Origin of the sequence: Methanosarcina barkeri 3 (assembly GCF_000970305.1) — an archaeon.
Lineage (GTDB): Archaea > Halobacteriota > Methanosarcinia > Methanosarcinales > Methanosarcinaceae > Methanosarcina > Methanosarcina barkeri_A.
The window spans coordinates 781,512-798,177 of the sequence record NZ_CP009517.1 but is presented as its reverse complement, the minus strand read 5'-3'; the positions used below and the strand labels follow the sequence as shown (position 1 = coordinate 798,177).

Sequence of the window (16,666 nt, the reverse complement as noted above, 5' to 3'; positions counted from 1 at the left end):
AACTTAACTTGTTCAGGAAATTCAGGCAGGACTTTAACAGTGTTTACCTCAGGAAGAAGAAAAATAGGTCTGAGATCAAGGTTTCGGAGGTTACTCCACAAAAAGCGTAATTTTGCGTACAAAATCGTAGCAGTGCTTGTGCTTATTATTTATATATTTATTTTTGAATACCTGATGATTCTTGAGAACCAGTTAGAAAACGCAGATCCGATAACTGCACTCTACTGGGCAACATCTACCTATGGCAATGTAGCTTTTAATTCCCCATCAGGGAAACTTTTTTCAGTAATTGTACAGCTTTCAGGTATCGTCTTGATTTCGGGTTTTCTTGTAACCTACGTTGTTACTCCCTGGGTGGACAGGGTTATCAAGTTCAGGCTGCCAAGAAAAGTTTCTGTCGGCATAAAAGATCACATAATTATTTGCGGATATAATCAACTGGTTGAAACCCTGATAGATGAGTTTAATGAGGAAGATATGCTTTTTGTAATAGTTGACGAAAACGAAGAGCTCATCAGGGAACTTGTTTATAAAAACATTCCCTGCATTTTCGGATCTCCGAGTGATAAGCAAACCCTTATGAACGCTGGTATAGAAAAAGCCAGACTCCTTATTGCAAATAAATCGGATGAAAGAAATGCAAATATCGTTTTGACTGCCAGGGAATTTCCGCATATGAATATTATTGCTATAGTTGAAGACCAATCTAACACCAGATACCTCAAATATGCAGGAGCTGATACGGTCGTTTCTCCCAAATCGATGTTCGGGCAGTTTATCGGAAAGAAGGCAATGGACAGGCTTGTAAGCAGGGTAACTGGAGCAACTGAAATCTTTGATGGTGTCCATATTGTTGAGTTCCCTATTTATCTGAAAAGTCCTCTTATAGGCAAGTCGCTTAAGGAAATATCGAACCAGCATCTCACGAGTGCAAAGATCGTAGGAACCTGGAATAGCGGTACTCTGTCTTTTGACCCCAAGGAAGAAGATCTTGTCAGGGAGAATACCGTTTTGCTAGCTGTAGGAACCCGTGAAGAGCTTTCAAAACTGAAGAAACTGACACATTGACTGAGTATTCAAAATTGAACTGAAGAAACTGACACACTGACTGAGTATTCAAAACTGAACTGAGGAAGCTGACATATTAACTTGAGATTCAAAAAAATAAATTGTCGACCATTCCGATAATTTGATATATATAACAAATTTATTTGCATAAACTTGTAAAAATCGAGTTTTAAAGATGAAAACTCGAAACTGAATTTGATAAGTGCAATTTTACAGAATATGGGAGCAAAAATGGAGTCAAAAGGGCATCTTATCTTACTGGGATACGGGGATGTTGGAAAGAGCATAGTAAATATACTTTATGGAAGCCCATTCCGTTTTGTAGTTGTGGACGCTAATGAGAAGGTTTTTGAAAACATAGACTTCGAACATCTTGTCGGAAACGGGGCAGATGAAGATATACTGCTTGCAGCCGGAGTAAAAACAGCTTCTTTTGTATTTGTGGCTCTTAATGATGATACCAATGTTATTTTTGCAACTCTTATTTCGAGAAACCTGAACCCCGAACTGTAGTTGTGGACGCTAATGAGAAGGTTTTTGAAAACATAGACTTCGAACATCTTGTCGGAAACGGGGCAGATGAAGATATACTGCTTGCAGCCGGAGTAAAAACAGCTTCTTTTGTATTTGTGGCTCTTAATGATGATACCAATGTTATTTTTGCAACTCTTATTTCGAGAAACCTGAACCCCGAACTAATCATTGTGGCAAGGGCAAATTCCGTAAAATCGATTGAAAAAATCTATAAAGCAGGAGCTGACTACGTAGGTTCTCTTTCCATAGTAGCTGGGCAGATGCTTGCCAAAATGACTGCAAACTGCATGGGAAAAAGCTGTAGAATCGATGAAGACATAATGCTTTACGAGGGAATAGAAATCGAGAAATGTCACGTTGATAGGGGTTCTCCTCTTGATGGCAGATCAATAGAAGAACTTGACCTGGAAGGACGGATCGGGTGTACTATAGTAGGCATAGAACGCGGAAAAATCATCATAACTGCTATTAAAAAGCAGACAACAATAAGGGCAGGAGATACTATTGCAGTTGTGGGAAGCAACAAGCAGATTTTAGAGTTTAAGGAAAAATATGTTAATTGAAAAAATATATGTAAAGTTCATTTGATAATCTGATTAAAACGAGTTAATCTGGCTTTTAAACTTTTACTAACTCGTTAATATGTCTTATTTAACTGATTTTTAGACTTACTTAATTTATTTTTAGACTTAACTAACTCATTTTCAAGCCTTACTTAATATTATTTAAAACTTACTAACATCATTTTAAAATTTACTTAACATCATTTTAGAACTGATTTAACTCTTTTCCGGCACACAACAAATTTCTTATAGAAGACTATATTACTCAAGACATATTACAATAAATAAGAAACTTATCTGTGGTTAAGATGTGATAATATGGAGAGTTTATCTACAGGGATCAAAGGGCTGGATACGCTAATGGACGGAGGCTTCCCTAAAGGAAAAAGCATTCTGGTTACGGGTCCTCCAGGCTCCGGAAAAACAGTTCTTGGAATTCATTTCCTGCACAGAAGCTGCAAGGAAGGCAAGAAGTGCATACTGATTCTTACAAGGGAACTTACGGAAGACATCTTCAGTCAGTCCCGGAGCCTTAACCTTGACCTCAAGCCTTTTGTGGAGAGAGGACAGCTCAATATCAAGAATATTTTTGAAGACAAAATGAACAAAATCAAAAGCGTTTCCAAGTTCGGGAAAGGTCTCTGTGCTGTGGATACGGATATAATCGAGTATATCAGTTCCTTATCTTTGAAAGTTGATGTCATGGTTATCGACAATATAGGGGTAATAGCCATAAATCATGACATAAGAGACTTTGCCGATGAGTTCAATTCTATAAACATTATACTTCTAAAAAACGGGTGCACAAGTCTTTTTATCATGGATGAGGACTCATATAACCTCACCCACAGGCTTACTGGCTACATGGTTTTCGGGCTAATCCGACTTACTTCACAGGAGAACTTCAACTCAGGAAAGACAAAGAAATACCTTTACATTGAGAAAATGCGGGATAAGGCTGTTCCGGTCCAGTATTCTCTATTTGATATTACCCCTGAAGGAATAAGAATTATTACGGGTATGAACGACTTACTGGAAACATGAAATATCCTGCTTTCGGGTTATGATCGTTTCCTTAACCTGAAACTTACGGAAAAAACGGATTTCAAGCTTAGTGAAAATGGAGTTTTATCCTGCTTTTATGAGGAATTCACAGCAATCATTCTTATTCCCTATGGTCTTTAACGCCTCTACCCTGAAGTCAGAGTCCACTTTCAAAGTTATATTCGAGAATATTTTACGTGTCAAAGTACACAAAATAGGGTTTTTACGGGCTTCTTCTCCTCTCCAGGGACATTTTGTTCCCCTGACTATCCACGAACTTTCTCTTTTGCCCTTTTCAGAGGAAAAGCTTCCGCCCAGCTGGTTCATAGTCTCGGCACAGATTTTGCCTGCATAAGCGAAATCCAGTTCCCTGTTTTCCAGGTGATATGTTTCAAGCAGCGTTTTTTCAACCATACTTGTCATCTGGTTAATCAAGACCTTCTTCTCCTCATCGGAAACAACCCTGAGCAGAGTTGGAATGATTGCGGTAAGAATACTCTGTACCCTGTTTTTTATTTCAAGGCTATTGCGGTCAGCTACCAGCCGGTCATGCATGCACTTTACCCTGAGTAAGGACTTCACTCGAGTCTTGAGCTCAATCCTGTTTATTGGTTTCATAAGGAAATCATCAGCTCCGGCTTCAATTCCCTTTATCCGGTCTTCAATATCGGAAAGAGCAGTGAGCATTAAAACAGGGATAAACTGAGTTTCAGGGTTATTTTTGACAATTTTGCAGACCTCGTAGCCGCTCATTTCAGGCATCATGACATCCAGCAAGATCATGTCGAGATTTTCTTCCTTTAGTTTCTTGATAGCTTCCTTTCCACTACTGGCAGTAATAACAGCATAAGGTTCGGCTGAAAGGTAAGCTTCTATGAGCTCTATGTTCTCAAGCACATCATCAACAATCAGGATTTTAGGTTTGCTTTTTTCCTCTTCCAAGGCTTCATCCCCCTGACTCACGAATTACAATTCCTTCCGATGTGATTTCAAAAATAGACATTTCAGGAGAAATAGGGGTACTGCGCATCTTGGGTATGCTCAGATAACGTTCCATTTTTCCAAGATATGAGTTTTCCCTTACCAGCAGGTGGATAGACCCATATACCGAGTACTCAGCAAGCTGATAAGTCATGTTGTGTGCGGACTCGTCCATTATTAAAAGAGTAGTGCAACCTTTTTTTCTTACCAGGTAGTTCAACGCATCAAACTGGTCTCTAAGCCTTCTTATGGAAGTCCTGAGCACAAAGGTACCTATATTATCTATAACAAGGCATTCCGTTCCTTCATGTATTAACTCTACAAGACTCGGAATTTCAAGATCCAGGCTTTCAGGCTTAAACCCGTATCTGGTCTGTCCTATTATTTCAGAACGGCTTTCGAAGATATTTTGTATAATAAGCTGTCCGCTCTCATAGTATATTGTGAGGTCGCGCCCTAGCAGGCTTGCCTGGTAGATAATATCTTCAGGAGTTTCCTCAGTTGCGATAATCATACATTTCCTGCCTTCAAGACAGTTTTTATAAATAAAATGGATTCCGATGATTGTTTTTCCGCTTCCTGCTATACCGGTTATAAGAGTTACTTTATTTGCAGGATAACCTCCACTCAACTTCCTGTCCAGCTCCTCTATGCCTGTTGAAACTCTCTCCATTTTTGTAAATCCCCACTCTTTCTTTACTTTACCCTTATAGCTTCCCCGAATATGAATTTGCTAGATTATTAACTTGAAGGCTTAAAACAGTCTCTAAATGACCCTGGATTTAGAAGCTGTTTATAACTGAAGAAACGTTTATTATTTTTCATTAATTTTACAATAATTTCATGAAATTTTTCTGACTATTTTGATTAAGATTATACTGCTAATTCTGTCTCACTTCCTATATATTTTTATTTACTCATACTTCCAGCTACTTCCTGACCTATTTTTTTAGACCTGTATTCCCTGCTTCCTTAATTTTGAGAGAAAAGTTTAATATAGATAGCTTCTATCAATAGTGCTGCATCAAGGGCTCGTAGGGTAGCCAGGATATCCTAATGGGCTTCGAAGTAAGACTATTACGAAGATACCCATTGACTCGTGTTCGAATCGCGGCGGGCCCGTTTATTTTTACCTGCCTTTTCTATTCTGCGGAATAGGTATATTTTTCCAGACTATCTCTTTTAGACTACATCTTTAGGTAGAAGTATACAGGATATTTCGTACTGGACTTAAGTATGGTTTTAAGTTGGTTTTGAGTCTTTTTTGAATTGGTTTCAGGTATATTTCCAAAATGTCATTAACAGATACAGTTTTGAATCTGTTTTGAATTGGTTTCAGGTCTGGTTTTAAATCTGAGATTAGATTTAATATTAGATTTTGCGATCGATATCAAAATTATAATAGAGTAAAACCAATGTATTGAAACGATATTTAAAATTATATTAGAGTCAAATTAATATATTGAAATGATATATCTCTTTATGGGGAAGTAAAGCAATAAAGTAGTTATGGGGAAGAGAAACACAGCAAAAAAGTAGTTTCCTGATGAGACGAGACTTATAAGGCAATATAATAACTGTTTACGAAGTTGGTTCTTGACACTCAATGCCGTTGTAAGTTTTCGTTATTGTTTCATAGTCAATGTAGGTTTTACGGTATGGGCAGACTGGAGTTTTTACTAAATTCATAGTTCTTACGAACCGGACTTCGGGAAAAGAAAACTCCAAAACTGGATATAATGCAAGCCTGGGGAAGCTATTAAAATGGCAGATAATAGTAGGAGGCCCTTGAATCTCGGTACGGTTATCTCGGTGCGCGGCAGCATTGTAGATATATTGTTCGAAAACCACTTGCCACATGTATATACGCTGCTACGTGCAGGAAAAGAAAAACAGATTGCCATAGAAGTTTTGACCCAGCTTGACACACATCGCGTTCGAGGAATTGCTCTGACTCCTACCGAGGGGCTTGCTCGAGGCATGGAAGTGGAAGATACATATGGTCCTTTAAAAGCGCCTGTTGGCAGGGAAATCCTTTCGCGAATGTTCGATGTGTTTGGAGATACCATAGACCGCAGGAAGCCTCCGTCGAACGTCCAGTGGCGCTCAATCCACCAGGCTCCGCCGCCGCTGATGCGTCGGTCCACTACGTCTGAAATCTTCGAGACCGGTATCAAAGCTATAGATGTGCTGGTGCCTCTTGAGCGCGGAGGTAAAGCAGGTCTATTCGGAGGAGCGGGCGTTGGCAAGACAGTGTTGCTAACCGAGATGATTCATAACGTAGTCAAGCAACACCAGGGAGTAAGCATATTTTGCGGAATAGGTGAACGTTGTCGAGAAGGAGAAGAACTTTACCGTGATATGAAAGATGCGGGTGTGCTTCCGAACACGGTTATGGTGTTCGGTCAGATGAATGAACCACCGGGAGCTCGTTTTCGTGTAGGTCATACGGCACTGACAATGGCAGAGTACTTCAGGGATGATGAACACCGAGATGTGCTACTGTTGATAGATAACATTTTCAGGTTTATTCAGGCTGGTTCTGAGGTATCCGGCTTGATGGGACAGATGCCTTCACGTCTGGGATATCAGCCTACATTGGGAACTGAATTATCCGAGTTAGAAGAGCGCATATCTACTACTGATGCCGGAGCCATAATGTCGATTCAAGCAGTGTATGTGCCTGCTGACGATTTCACTGACCCTTCGGCTGTGCATACATTCTCACATCTCTCGGCATCAATTGTCCTCTCTCGCAAAAGGGCAAGCGAGGGACTTTATCCGGCCATTGACCCTTTGCAATCAAATTCCAAAATGGCCACACCTGGCATTATTGGTGAAAGGCATTATCGTCTGGCCCAGGAAATCCGGCAGACGCTTGCGCAATACTCAGAACTCAAAGATATTATCTCAATGCTTGGCATGGAGCAGCTATCGGCAGAGGACCGCAATGTAGTTGCTCGCGCCCGCCGCCTGGAACGTTTCCTGACGCAGCCATTTTTCACCACTGAGCAGTTCACAGGCATTAAAGGCAAATTTGTCAGTCTTTCAGATGCACTCGACGGCTGCGAACGTATCTTGCGTGACGAATTCAAAGACTACCCGGAAAGCGACCTCTATATGATAGGAACGATTGACGAAGCAATAGCCAAAAAATCAAATCGGGAAAAATCATGAACTCAGGACTCATGAACCTTACGATTCTTCTGCCTTATCAGGTCTTTGCCGAAAAGAAAGGTGTATCACGTATAGTTGCAGAGAGCCGTGAGGGCTTATTTGGACTCTTGCCACACAGACTCGATTGCGTCGCGGCTCTGCAGCCTGGAATTCTCACCTACGAAACCGAATCAGAGGGCGAAGTTTATGTGGCAGTTGATGAAGGCGTACTCATCAAGACTGGTCAGGATGTACTTGTCTCGGCACATGATGCTATTTTCGGAACGGACTTAAGCCAGTTGCATGAGGCTGTAGAAAAAGAGTTTTTGACCTTAGATGAGAACGAGCAAAAAATTCGTTCAGTAATGGAAAAACTGGAAACCGGACTTATACGTCGCTTATCGGAGTTTCGGAATGTCTGACAGACCATCAGAGAAACCTTTGAAGGACGAGTCACCTCTGGCCCGTCAGATTGAGACAAAAGCTAAACGAAAGCTCAGGGCACAACGTCATGTGGACAGGACTATCTGGCTTGGTTTAGGCATGATGGGGCTTATAGGTTGGTCGGTAGCGGTTCCGACACTAATTGGCGCTGCAATCGGGCTCTGGTTAGATAAATACTATCCGACAAGCTTTTCCTGGACACTCACGATGCTGATTATAGGCCTATTTGTCGGCTGCTTGAATGCATGGCACTGGGTAGCTAAGGAGCGTAAAGAAATGCAAGAGGAACAGGAGGATTACAATGAATGAAATACTAAACCTTGTTCTGTCTCTGGTAGCCGGTTTTCTTTTTGGAGCTATTTTCTTCGGAGGGCTCTGGTGGACGGTTCAGAGGGGACTTTCTTCCGGAAGACCTGCATTATGGTTTCTTGGCAGCCTGTTTATACGAATTAGCATTGTTATAGTCGGATTCTACTTCGTCTCAAATGGCCATTGGGAAAGACTGTTAACATGCTTGTTTGGGTTTTTTATTATGCGTCATATAGTAGTTAGACTCACTAGACTGCCAGAGGAAGACCCGAACCAATTGACAAAGGAGGCCAGTAATGCGACTTAGTCCTGACGAGCTGATTTTCTGGCAGTACGGTTTTATCAAACTCGATGCTACGATCGTATATACCTGGGGATTGATGCTTGTAATGGTAATTGGCTCAAAAACCATTACAAGCAAACTCTCTACAGGTCTGGAACGTTCCCGCTGGCAAAATATTCTGGAAATTATTGTTACAGGCATCCTGGAACAAATTGAGGACGTTGGCCTGGATCAACCGAAGAAGTATCTGGGCTTTTTAGGCACGCTCTTTCTGTTCATTGGCGTGGCTAACCTTTGTATTATTATCCCAGGCTATGAACCGCCAACAGGGTCTCTTTCAACTACGGCTGCGCTTGCATTATGTGTGTTTGTAGCCGTGCCACTTTTTGGTATAGAAGAGCAGGGAGTTGGTAACTACCTTAAGACCTACACAGAGCCGACGATCATCATGCTGCCGTTTAATATTATAAGTGAAATCTCACGCACGCTGGCACTGGCAATTCGTTTGTTCGGTAATATCATGAGTGGCACGATGATTGTTGCCATTCTGCTAACAATCACACCGTTCATATTTCCGGATCTCATGATCGCTCTTGGTCTGCTCGTTGGCATGGTGCAGGCATATATTTTCAGCGTTCTGGCTACAGTTTACATAGCAGCTGCTACACGTGAGCACAAGCACAGGCCAAAACAGGAGCAAAATATTGCTGAACAGGAGTAGATGAATCAAAGCAACAGTAACAATGGAAGGAAACACTATGGCTTTGGACACTTATACAACCATAATTGCGGTGGCATCAATTGTCACCTCCGGTATCACAATAGGTATCGGAGTTATAGGGCCAGCAATTGGTGAGGGGCGTTCGGTCGCAACAGCACTGAGTTCTATGGCACAGCAGCCCGATGCTTCCGCAACAATAACCAGAACTTTGTTTGTAGGACTGGCAATGATTGAGTCTCTGGCAATCTACTGTTTTGTGGTTTCTATGATTCTTATCTTCGCTAATCCGTTCTGGAGCCGTGCACTTACCTGAAATAGTGAGGAAAATAATCATGCCGCTGATCGATTGGTTCACTGTCATTGCGCAGGTAATCAACTTCCTCATCCTTGTATGGTTATTGAAACGTTTTCTTTACAAACCGATACTTAATGCAGTGGATGCGCGTGAGAAGAAAGTAGCAGATGAACTTAAGAATGCGGATGCGAAAGAAGCAGAAGCACAAAAAGAGAAAGACGAGTTTAAGCAAAAGAACGAGGAGTTTGACCAGCAGCGTAATGCCCTGTTTAACAAGGCAAAAGAAGATGCAAAAGCTGAACGTCAGCGGCTTTTCGAACAGGCAAGGAAGGAAGCTTCGGATTTGAAGGCAAAACAACAGGAGGCATTAAGGAACGAAGAACAGAACTTAAGTCAGGAAATTGGCCGTCGGACCCGGCAGGAAGTTTTTAACATAGCGCGAAAAGTACTGACCGATCTGGCTGGAACCAGCCTGGAAGAACGCACAGTTGATGTATTTGTCCAAAAGCTGCACAGCCTGAAAGATGATGAAAAAAAACAGTTAGCTTCAGCGCTTAGTGCCTCATCGGGTCAGGTGCTCATTCGTACTGCGTTTGACCTTCCACAAGCACAGCGTGATTCGGTCAAAAAGACGATTAAAGAAACTCTTGGTATAGAAATTCAACCCAGGTTTGAGACTGCACCTGACCTTGTCAGTGGCATCGAACTAACCACAGACGGAGAAAAAGTAGCGTGGAGCATTGCAGATTATCTTTCATCACTTCAAAAAAGTATAGATGATCTGATAAAAGAAAAAACTGCGAGTGAAGCCAGAGCTGAGCCTCAAACGAAAAATAACAAACCCAGGCTTGAAAACGAACCTGAGACTGAACAGGAGCCTGAAACCGAGACTCATAAACCCAAATCAAAAACCGAATCCGAAGTCGAAACCAAACCAGAAACTGACTATAATAAACCCGAGTCGAGAAAAGAGCCAGAGGCTAAACAGGAATCCGGTGCAGAACAAAAACATGCAGCAGAACAGGAATCTTCTGAACAACAGTTTGGAGCTAAGTCTGGAGCTAAGTCCGAATCCGTGGCCAAGCAGGAGACAAATTCCAAACCAGAGCCAATATAAAGAGCCAGTGAACATGGAACCTAAAAATCTTAAGGATATTTTTGATAACGTTTTCACCGAAATACATAAGGTCAGAGAATCAGTAACTCCCTCGCTCACTCCAAAGGAGGTGGGCAGAATTTTGACAGTTTCTACAGGTATCGCAAATGTATCTGGCCTTCCTACTGTAGGTTTCGATGAACTTATAAAGTTTCCAGGGGATTTGTTTGGAATCGCGTTTAATGTTGATGAAAAAGAAATAGGTACCGTTCTACTGGGTGAATACTCACATCTCCATGCCGGAGATCAGGTTGAACGCACTCGGCGGGTTATGGATGTTGCTGTAGGTGAAGAACTTCTCGGACGAGTCATTGACCCGTTAGGTCGTCCTCTTGATAACAGAGGTCCAGTAGTTTCAAGTAAGCGCTTACCCATCGAACGTCCAAGTCCGGCAATTATGGACCGATCTCCTGTTACCGTGCCTCTCCAGACCGGTATCAAAGTTATTGATGCATTAATCCCAATAGGACGCGGCCAGAGAGAATTGATTTTAGGGGACCGCCAGACTGGAAAAACTGCAATCGCAATCGATACTATTCTCAACCAGCGTAATTTTAATGTCCTGTGTGTTTATTGTGCCATTGGTCAGCGCGCATCCGCAGTTGCCAGAGCAGTGGCAAACTTACGGGAAAGGGGTGCAATGGATTACACGGTTGTTGTTGTAACTGAAGGCAACGACCCATCAGGACTAATTTATATTGCTCCTTATGCTGCGACCAGTATTGCAGAGTATTTTATGAGAGCAGGCCGAGATGTGCTGATTGTTTACGACGACCTGACCAATCATGCACGCGCGTATAGAGAACTTTCATTACTACTTCGTCGTCCTCCGGGAAGAGAAGCATACCCTGGCGATATATTTTATATTCACTCACGACTGCTGGAGCGGTCCACGCACCTGCTCAAAGAACTTGGTGGCGGCTCACTTACTGCCCTTCCCATTATCGAAACCGAAGCGCAGAACATTTCCGCATATATTCCAACTAACCTGATTTCAATTACGGACGGGCAAATTTACCTATCACCTTCGCTTTTTGAGTTGGGTGTGCTGCCTGCAGTCGATGTTGGTAAATCTGTCTCTCGAGTAGGCGGTAAAGCGCAGCTTGCTGCTTATAGAGCAGTGGCCGGAGACCTCAAGCTTGCTTATTCACAATTTGAAGAACTCGAAGCATTTACCCGATTCGGCGCAAGGCTAGATGAAAATACACGAAAACTTATTGAGCATGGAAGGCGGATCCGTGCCCTACTGAAGCAGCCTCAAAACTCTCCTGTGCCCGTACCGGATCAGATCGTTATCCTTGTTGCATTGAACGCAAAACTCTTCGACAATGTGCCACTTGACAAAATGGGAGAAGCTGAAAGCTCCCTGCGCAAGGCAGTACCGGATATTCCCGAAGATGTGCGCAATCGGTTCAAAGGCGATAAAGAATTGAGCGACAAGGACCGTGAAACTATCCTCGATATCGCTCGCAAAGCACTGGAACCTTACCAGCCAAAACCTGAATCCGAATCCAAACCGGAAGCTAAAACTAAGGAAAAAACCGAGCCAGAAACCCAAACTGAGGAAAAACCCGAGTCTGAGACTCAAACTAAAGGTAAACCTGAATCAGAAACCAAAACTGAAGAAAAACCTGAATCAGAAACCAAAATTGAAAAAAAACCTGAATCAGAAACCAAAACTAAAAGTAAACCTGAATCAGAAGCTACTAAAGAAAAAGTGGCTAAATCAGAGACTTAAACTATGGGGAAGCCCGAGCCAGAAGCCAGAACAGACGAGAAAACTGAGTTAGGAACCCGAATTGAGGAAAAACTGAGTAAGTCCGAAGCCAGGACTGAAAGCAAATCCGAGCCTGAGAACAAGGAAAAACCATGACTGAAACCACTCAGAGTCTGAGCACAAAGATTGATAGAGCAAAAGATCTTCAGTCTGTTGTCCGTACGATGAAAGCACTGGCAGCCTCGAATATAGGGCAATATGAAAAATCAGTGAGTGCGTTATCCGATTATTATCACACTGTGGAACTGGGTTTGGGTTTATGTTTCAGAAAAATTGCACTCATGCCAGCTGTGCAAGAAGGAAAAACGCAAAAGAATACACGTCTCATCGGAGCTGTAATTTTCGGTTCGGACCAGGGACTTGTAGGTCAGTTTAATGATATAATTACCGATTATGCTGTCAAGGAACTGAAAGCTTTGCCAGGTAAAGCTCAGGTCTGGGCTGTAGGAGAGCGTGTTTATTCGCGCCTTGAAGATGAAGACTTACCGCTTGTTGGACTTTATAATGTGCCAAACTCGGTTAAGGCCATTACCCCACTTATAGCGCAAATTCTTGTGGAAAATGAGAAACTACGCAGCCAGGATGAAGATGCCGAACTTTATCTTTATTATAACCGCCATAAAACCAGAGTTACCTACGAGCCAGTTAGCCAGCGATTGCTGCCATTTGATGAAACCTGGAGAGATGACCTGGTTAAACTTTCCTGGCCGACTGAAAACTTACTTCCTGAGGTAATGGGTGATATCAAAGAGACCTTACGGGCACTCATCAGCGAATACCTTTTCGTTTCGCTTTTCAGGGCATGCGCTGAGTCACTTGCAAGTGAAAATGCCAGTCGATTGGCAGCAATGCAGCGTGCCGATAAAAATATTGACGACTTGCTTGATAATCTCAGTGGAGAATATTACCGTGTGCGCCAGAGCGGCATTGATGAAGAGCTGTTTGAAGTCGTGTCAGGTTTTGAAGCTCTGTCCAGATCGCACAGGTCTATACAGTGAAAAAGTAAAATGAATCGGCAGTTAAGGTCTGAAAAACTTCAAGTTTTCCTGAGATATCTTGAAGTCTGTCTGGAAAATTTCTAATCTAACTATTTTAGATAATTATTTATTTTCTAACGAAAATTCTATATTATGAGCTGGTACGCAATAGACGCAGTAGACAGAGCTGTCTCAAGAACAAGAGAAGCTCTTTTTGAACCTTTTGATTTCTGGAAATGGGCAAAACTTGCAATCATTATTTTTCTGTTAGGCGGGCTTTCTAGTTATGGAAATTCGAGCGGCTACAATATGGCTTCGGAAGACTTAAAAGATAATTTTACTCTTATTGAGCATGGACAGACGCCTGATCTTCTTTTTGATATGTATGATAATGCTTTCAGTAATATTTTTCCGGTCGGTTATATGTATCCGGAGCCACAACTGGCGATTGCAGTCGCAATAGTAATTCTCCTTCTTCTCCTAATTTTCGTTTTTTCATACATTTCCAGTATTATGGAATTTGTTTTTGTGGAATCCCTTGTACGAAATGAAGTAAAATTCTGGGCTTATTCAAGAAGGTTTCTGGGAAAAGGATTCCGCCTTCTACTGGTGCGTTTAGCTATTTGGCTGGTATTTCTTGCACTGTTCGGAATATCTCTTCTTCCTCTTATACCTGTTATTCGTGAAGCATCCCCAGACTTTACCTGGCCTACCTTGCTTGGAGGAATTTTCTGGATTGTAGGTGTAATTGTTGTGCTCTTCCTGTTTGCAGTTGCGATAGATTCTCTTTTAAGCCTTGCAATTCCGCTTTCCATTTACAGGAATAAAGGAATTCTTTCGGCCTTCAAGCTTGTTTTGGGGAATTTCAGGAAAAGCTGGCGTGAAATTTTAGTTTACTGGTTTGTCAGGATCGTACTCGGGATAGGAGTAAGCATTATTGCAGTTTTACTTATTGGGCTAATGATACTGGTTTTTGGGATTGCTTTCCTTATTTTTGACACAATCCTGTACTTCCTTTTTTTGTCCTTAGTATCCGACCCTCTTAACTGGATCCTTCTGATTCCTTTTATTGTTGCTGAACTGGTTTTTATCTTTGGAACTCTGTTTTTCCTCAGTGTACCTCTTGCTGTTTTCATGAAATATCATCTGTTGAGTTTTCTTGAAGCCTGGTACGCGGACGCAGAAATTCCCTTCTTTGATATTCCTGTCCCGGAACCTGAAGCCGGAGTTGGTGAACCTGAGCCGACCTTTTGAGCTAAGAGAAAACTCAGGACATTGAGCTGAGCTTCTGAACGAAAAGAAAAAGTTAAGGGCTTCTGAGAAAAGGAAAAATTAAGGGCTTCTGAGCTTGTTTTATCCGGATGGGAAAAGCTTAGAGCCCTTAACCGTCGTTCCAGCCGATTTTATGGTTTTTAAACAGGATCGGAATAACCTTTAAGTCCTGATCCATATTTTCAGATCGCTGTATTGACTATTAGATAGACAGAGCTAGATAGACAATCAGATAGACAGTGAGATTGAAAAGAAATTACACTGAAAAAAGAGTTTGAAGGCGCCGGCATTGTTCGATCGATCTGAGGGTACCTCTTCGGGATGAAGCTATTGCGGAAATAAAAATTAGTCACCTATTGAGATATTACGTTTGTGAGCTATGGTGTTGTTTGATCGACTCAGCGGGCCTTCTAAATTATAGATAGAATTAAGTTCATTATATATTTTTTGGATATATTCTATATAGTTAAAGTTAAACTATTAGGCAACACATTATTCATCAGTACCTGCCTCTACATTCTCTGAAATCGTAGGTAGTCACAGGTACCATCCAAAATCATTATACATCCTGACATTTTCTCTGGCGCTAATGTATATATTGCCTCACAACGATGCATGTTATAAAAATATTCTCTCAAAAACGTGCCAGTGCATATTACTTTCTAGGTATTGTTAATTAGTTACTTTAACATATACCCTGAAAATTGTCTCTCAGGACCTTATCCGGAAAAGTACGAATTGGGAGTTGATAATTATGAAGCAGGAATTCATTGAGAAGTATTATCTGGGCAAAGAAGTTGAAATTGATATCGGGGGAAATACCACATACAGAGGAATTGCTGCCGAGTGTAATGACGGAGTCCTCAGCCTTAAGTGGACTATAAAAGAAGAAGGCTACACACATATCGATATCGAGAAAATTGCTGCAATGTGGAGAACACTGAGAAAATAATAAAAGCAATAAACGACTTCACTGAATCTTTTTTCTCTTTTTTTCTTTTTTCTTTTTAAAAGTTTGTTTTAAAACCTGTGGTCCCGTATTTTTCTACGCCCAAAAAATATATATTCACAAGTTTTTAATTATCGATCATGCCAGTACAGAAAAATTCTTTAAATCCATACTTGGAAGTTGTAACTGGCAGCATAATTTACGGCACTATAGGAGTTTTTCTGGATAAAATTCAGGAGATGTCAACCGGATCTATCCTTTTCTCCAGGCTTTTCTTTGGTCTCTGCATTATTTTTATTTATTTGCTGTTCAATAGAGGACTCGGACAGCTTAAACCCCATAAGAAAAAAAGATACCTTCTTCTCCTGGGCCTTTTGAATGCGATAACAGGAATTTGTTATTTTTCCTCCATCCGGTACAGTGGAGTTTCGGTAGCTGTCCTTCTGCTCTATACAGCTCCGGTGTATGTTAGTTTATTTGCTCCGTCAGTTCTCGGAGAACACAGAAACAGTAACAGTTTACTACCTCTTTTGCTTGCAACTGCAGGTGTTTTACTGATCGCACGTCCAGGTGAAATTCTTGGACATTCAGGTCCTGAGTTCCAGAAAGGCCTTCTTTTCGGGTTACTGTCAGGTCTGTCATTCGGTGTAAACATAATAACAATCCGGTATCTTAGAAATGATTATTCCGGAATATCCCAAACCTTCTGGCTAACAGGAATAAGCCTTCTCTTTATGCTACCGTCCGCACTCTCCACACCCATTGCTGCTTTCGTTAAAAACTTTGACATCCTGTTTCTCTTCGGCTTAACTATTACGTTCGCTGCTGTAATTTACCTTAGAGGAATCTCAGGAATCAGGGCTCAGACAGGAAGTATTCTTGCCCTTGTCGAACCCGTTTCCGGAATTTTCTTTGACGTTACTGTTCTGAAAAACCCGCTCTATATTTCGACCTTTCTTGGGTGCCTTTTTATTCTCACAGCAGCTTATGTAATAAGTAGAAGGGATGGATTAGGCCTGAAATAGAAGAACAGAATGTAGAAGTTTTCTCTTGTAAAGATCTTTTCTTGTAAAGATTTTCTCTTGTAGAAGTTTCCTCTTGTAAAGATCTTCTCTTGTAAAGATCTTCTCTTGTAAA

Annotated in this window: 19 protein-coding genes and 1 tRNA gene; 18 read left to right on the top strand and 2 right to left on the bottom strand. The window is 41.5% G+C overall.

Translation table 11 applies throughout. The features are described 5' to 3' along the window. The first annotated feature begins 39 nt into the window (after positions 1-39). The 4 genes from MSBR3_RS03280 (at position 40) to MSBR3_RS03265 (ending at position 3,209) form a co-directional block, all read left to right on the top strand. Positions 40-1,068 (top strand): potassium channel family protein, encoded by a 1,029-nt coding sequence (locus MSBR3_RS03280; protein ID WP_048106413.1) that lies wholly within the window; start codon positions 40-42, stop codon positions 1,066-1,068. 219 nt (positions 1,069-1,287) lie between these two features. Beyond that, positions 1,288-1,581 (top strand): NAD-binding protein, encoded by a 294-nt coding sequence (locus tag MSBR3_RS03275; protein ID WP_052723254.1) that lies wholly within the window; start codon positions 1,288-1,290, stop codon positions 1,579-1,581. A 2-nt stretch (positions 1,582-1,583) separates the two neighbouring features. Then, positions 1,584-2,165, top strand: a complete 582-nt coding sequence (locus tag MSBR3_RS03270) for a potassium channel family protein (protein WP_080942185.1) — start codon at positions 1,584-1,586, stop codon at positions 2,163-2,165. A gap of 318 nt (positions 2,166-2,483) precedes the next feature. After that, positions 2,484-3,209 carry an RAD55 family ATPase gene (locus MSBR3_RS03265; protein WP_048106411.1) on the top strand — a complete coding sequence of 242 codons (726 nt, stop codon included), beginning with the start codon at positions 2,484-2,486 and terminating at the stop codon, positions 3,207-3,209. Positions 3,210-3,293: 84 nt separating this feature from the next. Here the strand turns inward: MSBR3_RS03265 and MSBR3_RS03260 are convergent, their stop codons facing one another. Continuing rightward, positions 3,294-4,151, bottom strand: a complete 858-nt coding sequence (locus MSBR3_RS03260; RefSeq protein ID WP_080942184.1) for a methanogen output domain 1-containing protein — start codon at positions 4,149-4,151, stop codon at positions 3,294-3,296. 4 nt (positions 4,152-4,155) lie between these two features. After that, entirely contained in the window at positions 4,156-4,863 is a 708-nt protein-coding gene (locus MSBR3_RS03255; RefSeq protein WP_048106407.1) for an ATPase domain-containing protein, read from the bottom strand. A gap of 355 nt (positions 4,864-5,218) precedes the next feature. Here MSBR3_RS03255 and MSBR3_RS03250 point away from each other — a divergent pair. From MSBR3_RS03250 to MSBR3_RS03190, 14 genes are all read left to right on the top strand, one after another. After that, positions 5,219-5,312, top strand: a tRNA-Arg gene (locus tag MSBR3_RS03250). 642 nt (positions 5,313-5,954) lie between these two features. Then, entirely contained in the window at positions 5,955-7,367 is a 1,413-nt protein-coding gene (gene atpD, locus MSBR3_RS03245; protein WP_048106406.1) for a F0F1 ATP synthase subunit beta, read from the top strand. Next, positions 7,364-7,768, top strand: a complete 405-nt coding sequence (locus tag MSBR3_RS03240; protein ID WP_080942183.1) for a F0F1 ATP synthase subunit epsilon — start codon at positions 7,364-7,366, stop codon at positions 7,766-7,768. The genes atpD and MSBR3_RS03240 overlap by 4 nt, the downstream gene beginning before the upstream one ends. Continuing rightward, positions 7,761-8,099 carry an AtpZ/AtpI family protein gene (locus tag MSBR3_RS03235; protein WP_048106404.1) on the top strand — a complete coding sequence of 113 codons (339 nt, stop codon included), beginning with the start codon at positions 7,761-7,763 and terminating at the stop codon, positions 8,097-8,099. The genes MSBR3_RS03240 and MSBR3_RS03235 overlap by 8 nt, the downstream gene beginning before the upstream one ends. Then, positions 8,092-8,406 (top strand): N-ATPase subunit AtpR, encoded by a 315-nt coding sequence (locus tag MSBR3_RS03230; RefSeq protein WP_048106403.1) that lies wholly within the window; start codon positions 8,092-8,094, stop codon positions 8,404-8,406. Before MSBR3_RS03235 ends, MSBR3_RS03230 begins: the two co-directional genes overlap by 8 nt. Next, complete coding sequence (locus MSBR3_RS03225) at positions 8,396-9,103, top strand: F0F1 ATP synthase subunit A (RefSeq protein ID WP_048106402.1); 708 nt, start codon at positions 8,396-8,398, stop codon at positions 9,101-9,103. Before MSBR3_RS03230 ends, MSBR3_RS03225 begins: the two co-directional genes overlap by 11 nt. A gap of 37 nt (positions 9,104-9,140) precedes the next feature. Continuing rightward, positions 9,141-9,416, top strand: coding sequence for a F0F1 ATP synthase subunit C (locus MSBR3_RS03220; RefSeq protein ID WP_230627733.1), 276 nt, complete (start codon positions 9,141-9,143; stop codon positions 9,414-9,416). A gap of 19 nt (positions 9,417-9,435) precedes the next feature. Then, positions 9,436-10,515, top strand: coding sequence for a F0F1 ATP synthase subunit B family protein (locus MSBR3_RS03215; RefSeq protein WP_048106401.1), 1,080 nt, complete (start codon positions 9,436-9,438; stop codon positions 10,513-10,515). A gap of 13 nt (positions 10,516-10,528) precedes the next feature. Further along, entirely contained in the window at positions 10,529-12,292 is a 1,764-nt protein-coding gene (locus MSBR3_RS03210) for an alternate F1F0 ATPase, F1 subunit alpha (RefSeq protein ID WP_048106399.1), read from the top strand. Between the two features lie 3 nt (positions 12,293-12,295). Next, complete coding sequence (locus tag MSBR3_RS21335) at positions 12,296-12,427, top strand: hypothetical protein (protein WP_268989113.1); 132 nt, start codon at positions 12,296-12,298, stop codon at positions 12,425-12,427. After that, positions 12,424-13,329 (top strand): F0F1 ATP synthase subunit gamma, encoded by a 906-nt coding sequence (locus tag MSBR3_RS03205; protein WP_048106397.1) that lies wholly within the window; start codon positions 12,424-12,426, stop codon positions 13,327-13,329. The genes MSBR3_RS21335 and MSBR3_RS03205 overlap by 4 nt, the downstream gene beginning before the upstream one ends. Before the next feature lie 132 nt (positions 13,330-13,461). Further along, positions 13,462-14,562: a DUF7544 domain-containing protein gene (locus MSBR3_RS03200; RefSeq protein ID WP_048106395.1), complete on the top strand. Its 1,101-nt coding sequence runs from the start codon at positions 13,462-13,464 to the stop codon at positions 14,560-14,562. Between the two features lie 772 nt (positions 14,563-15,334). After that, complete coding sequence (locus MSBR3_RS03195) at positions 15,335-15,532, top strand: MM0924 family protein (RefSeq protein ID WP_048106393.1); 198 nt, start codon at positions 15,335-15,337, stop codon at positions 15,530-15,532. A gap of 137 nt (positions 15,533-15,669) precedes the next feature. Then, positions 15,670-16,554 (top strand): DMT family transporter, encoded by an 885-nt coding sequence (locus MSBR3_RS03190; RefSeq protein WP_048106391.1) that lies wholly within the window; start codon positions 15,670-15,672, stop codon positions 16,552-16,554. Positions 16,555-16,666 lie beyond the last annotated feature (112 nt).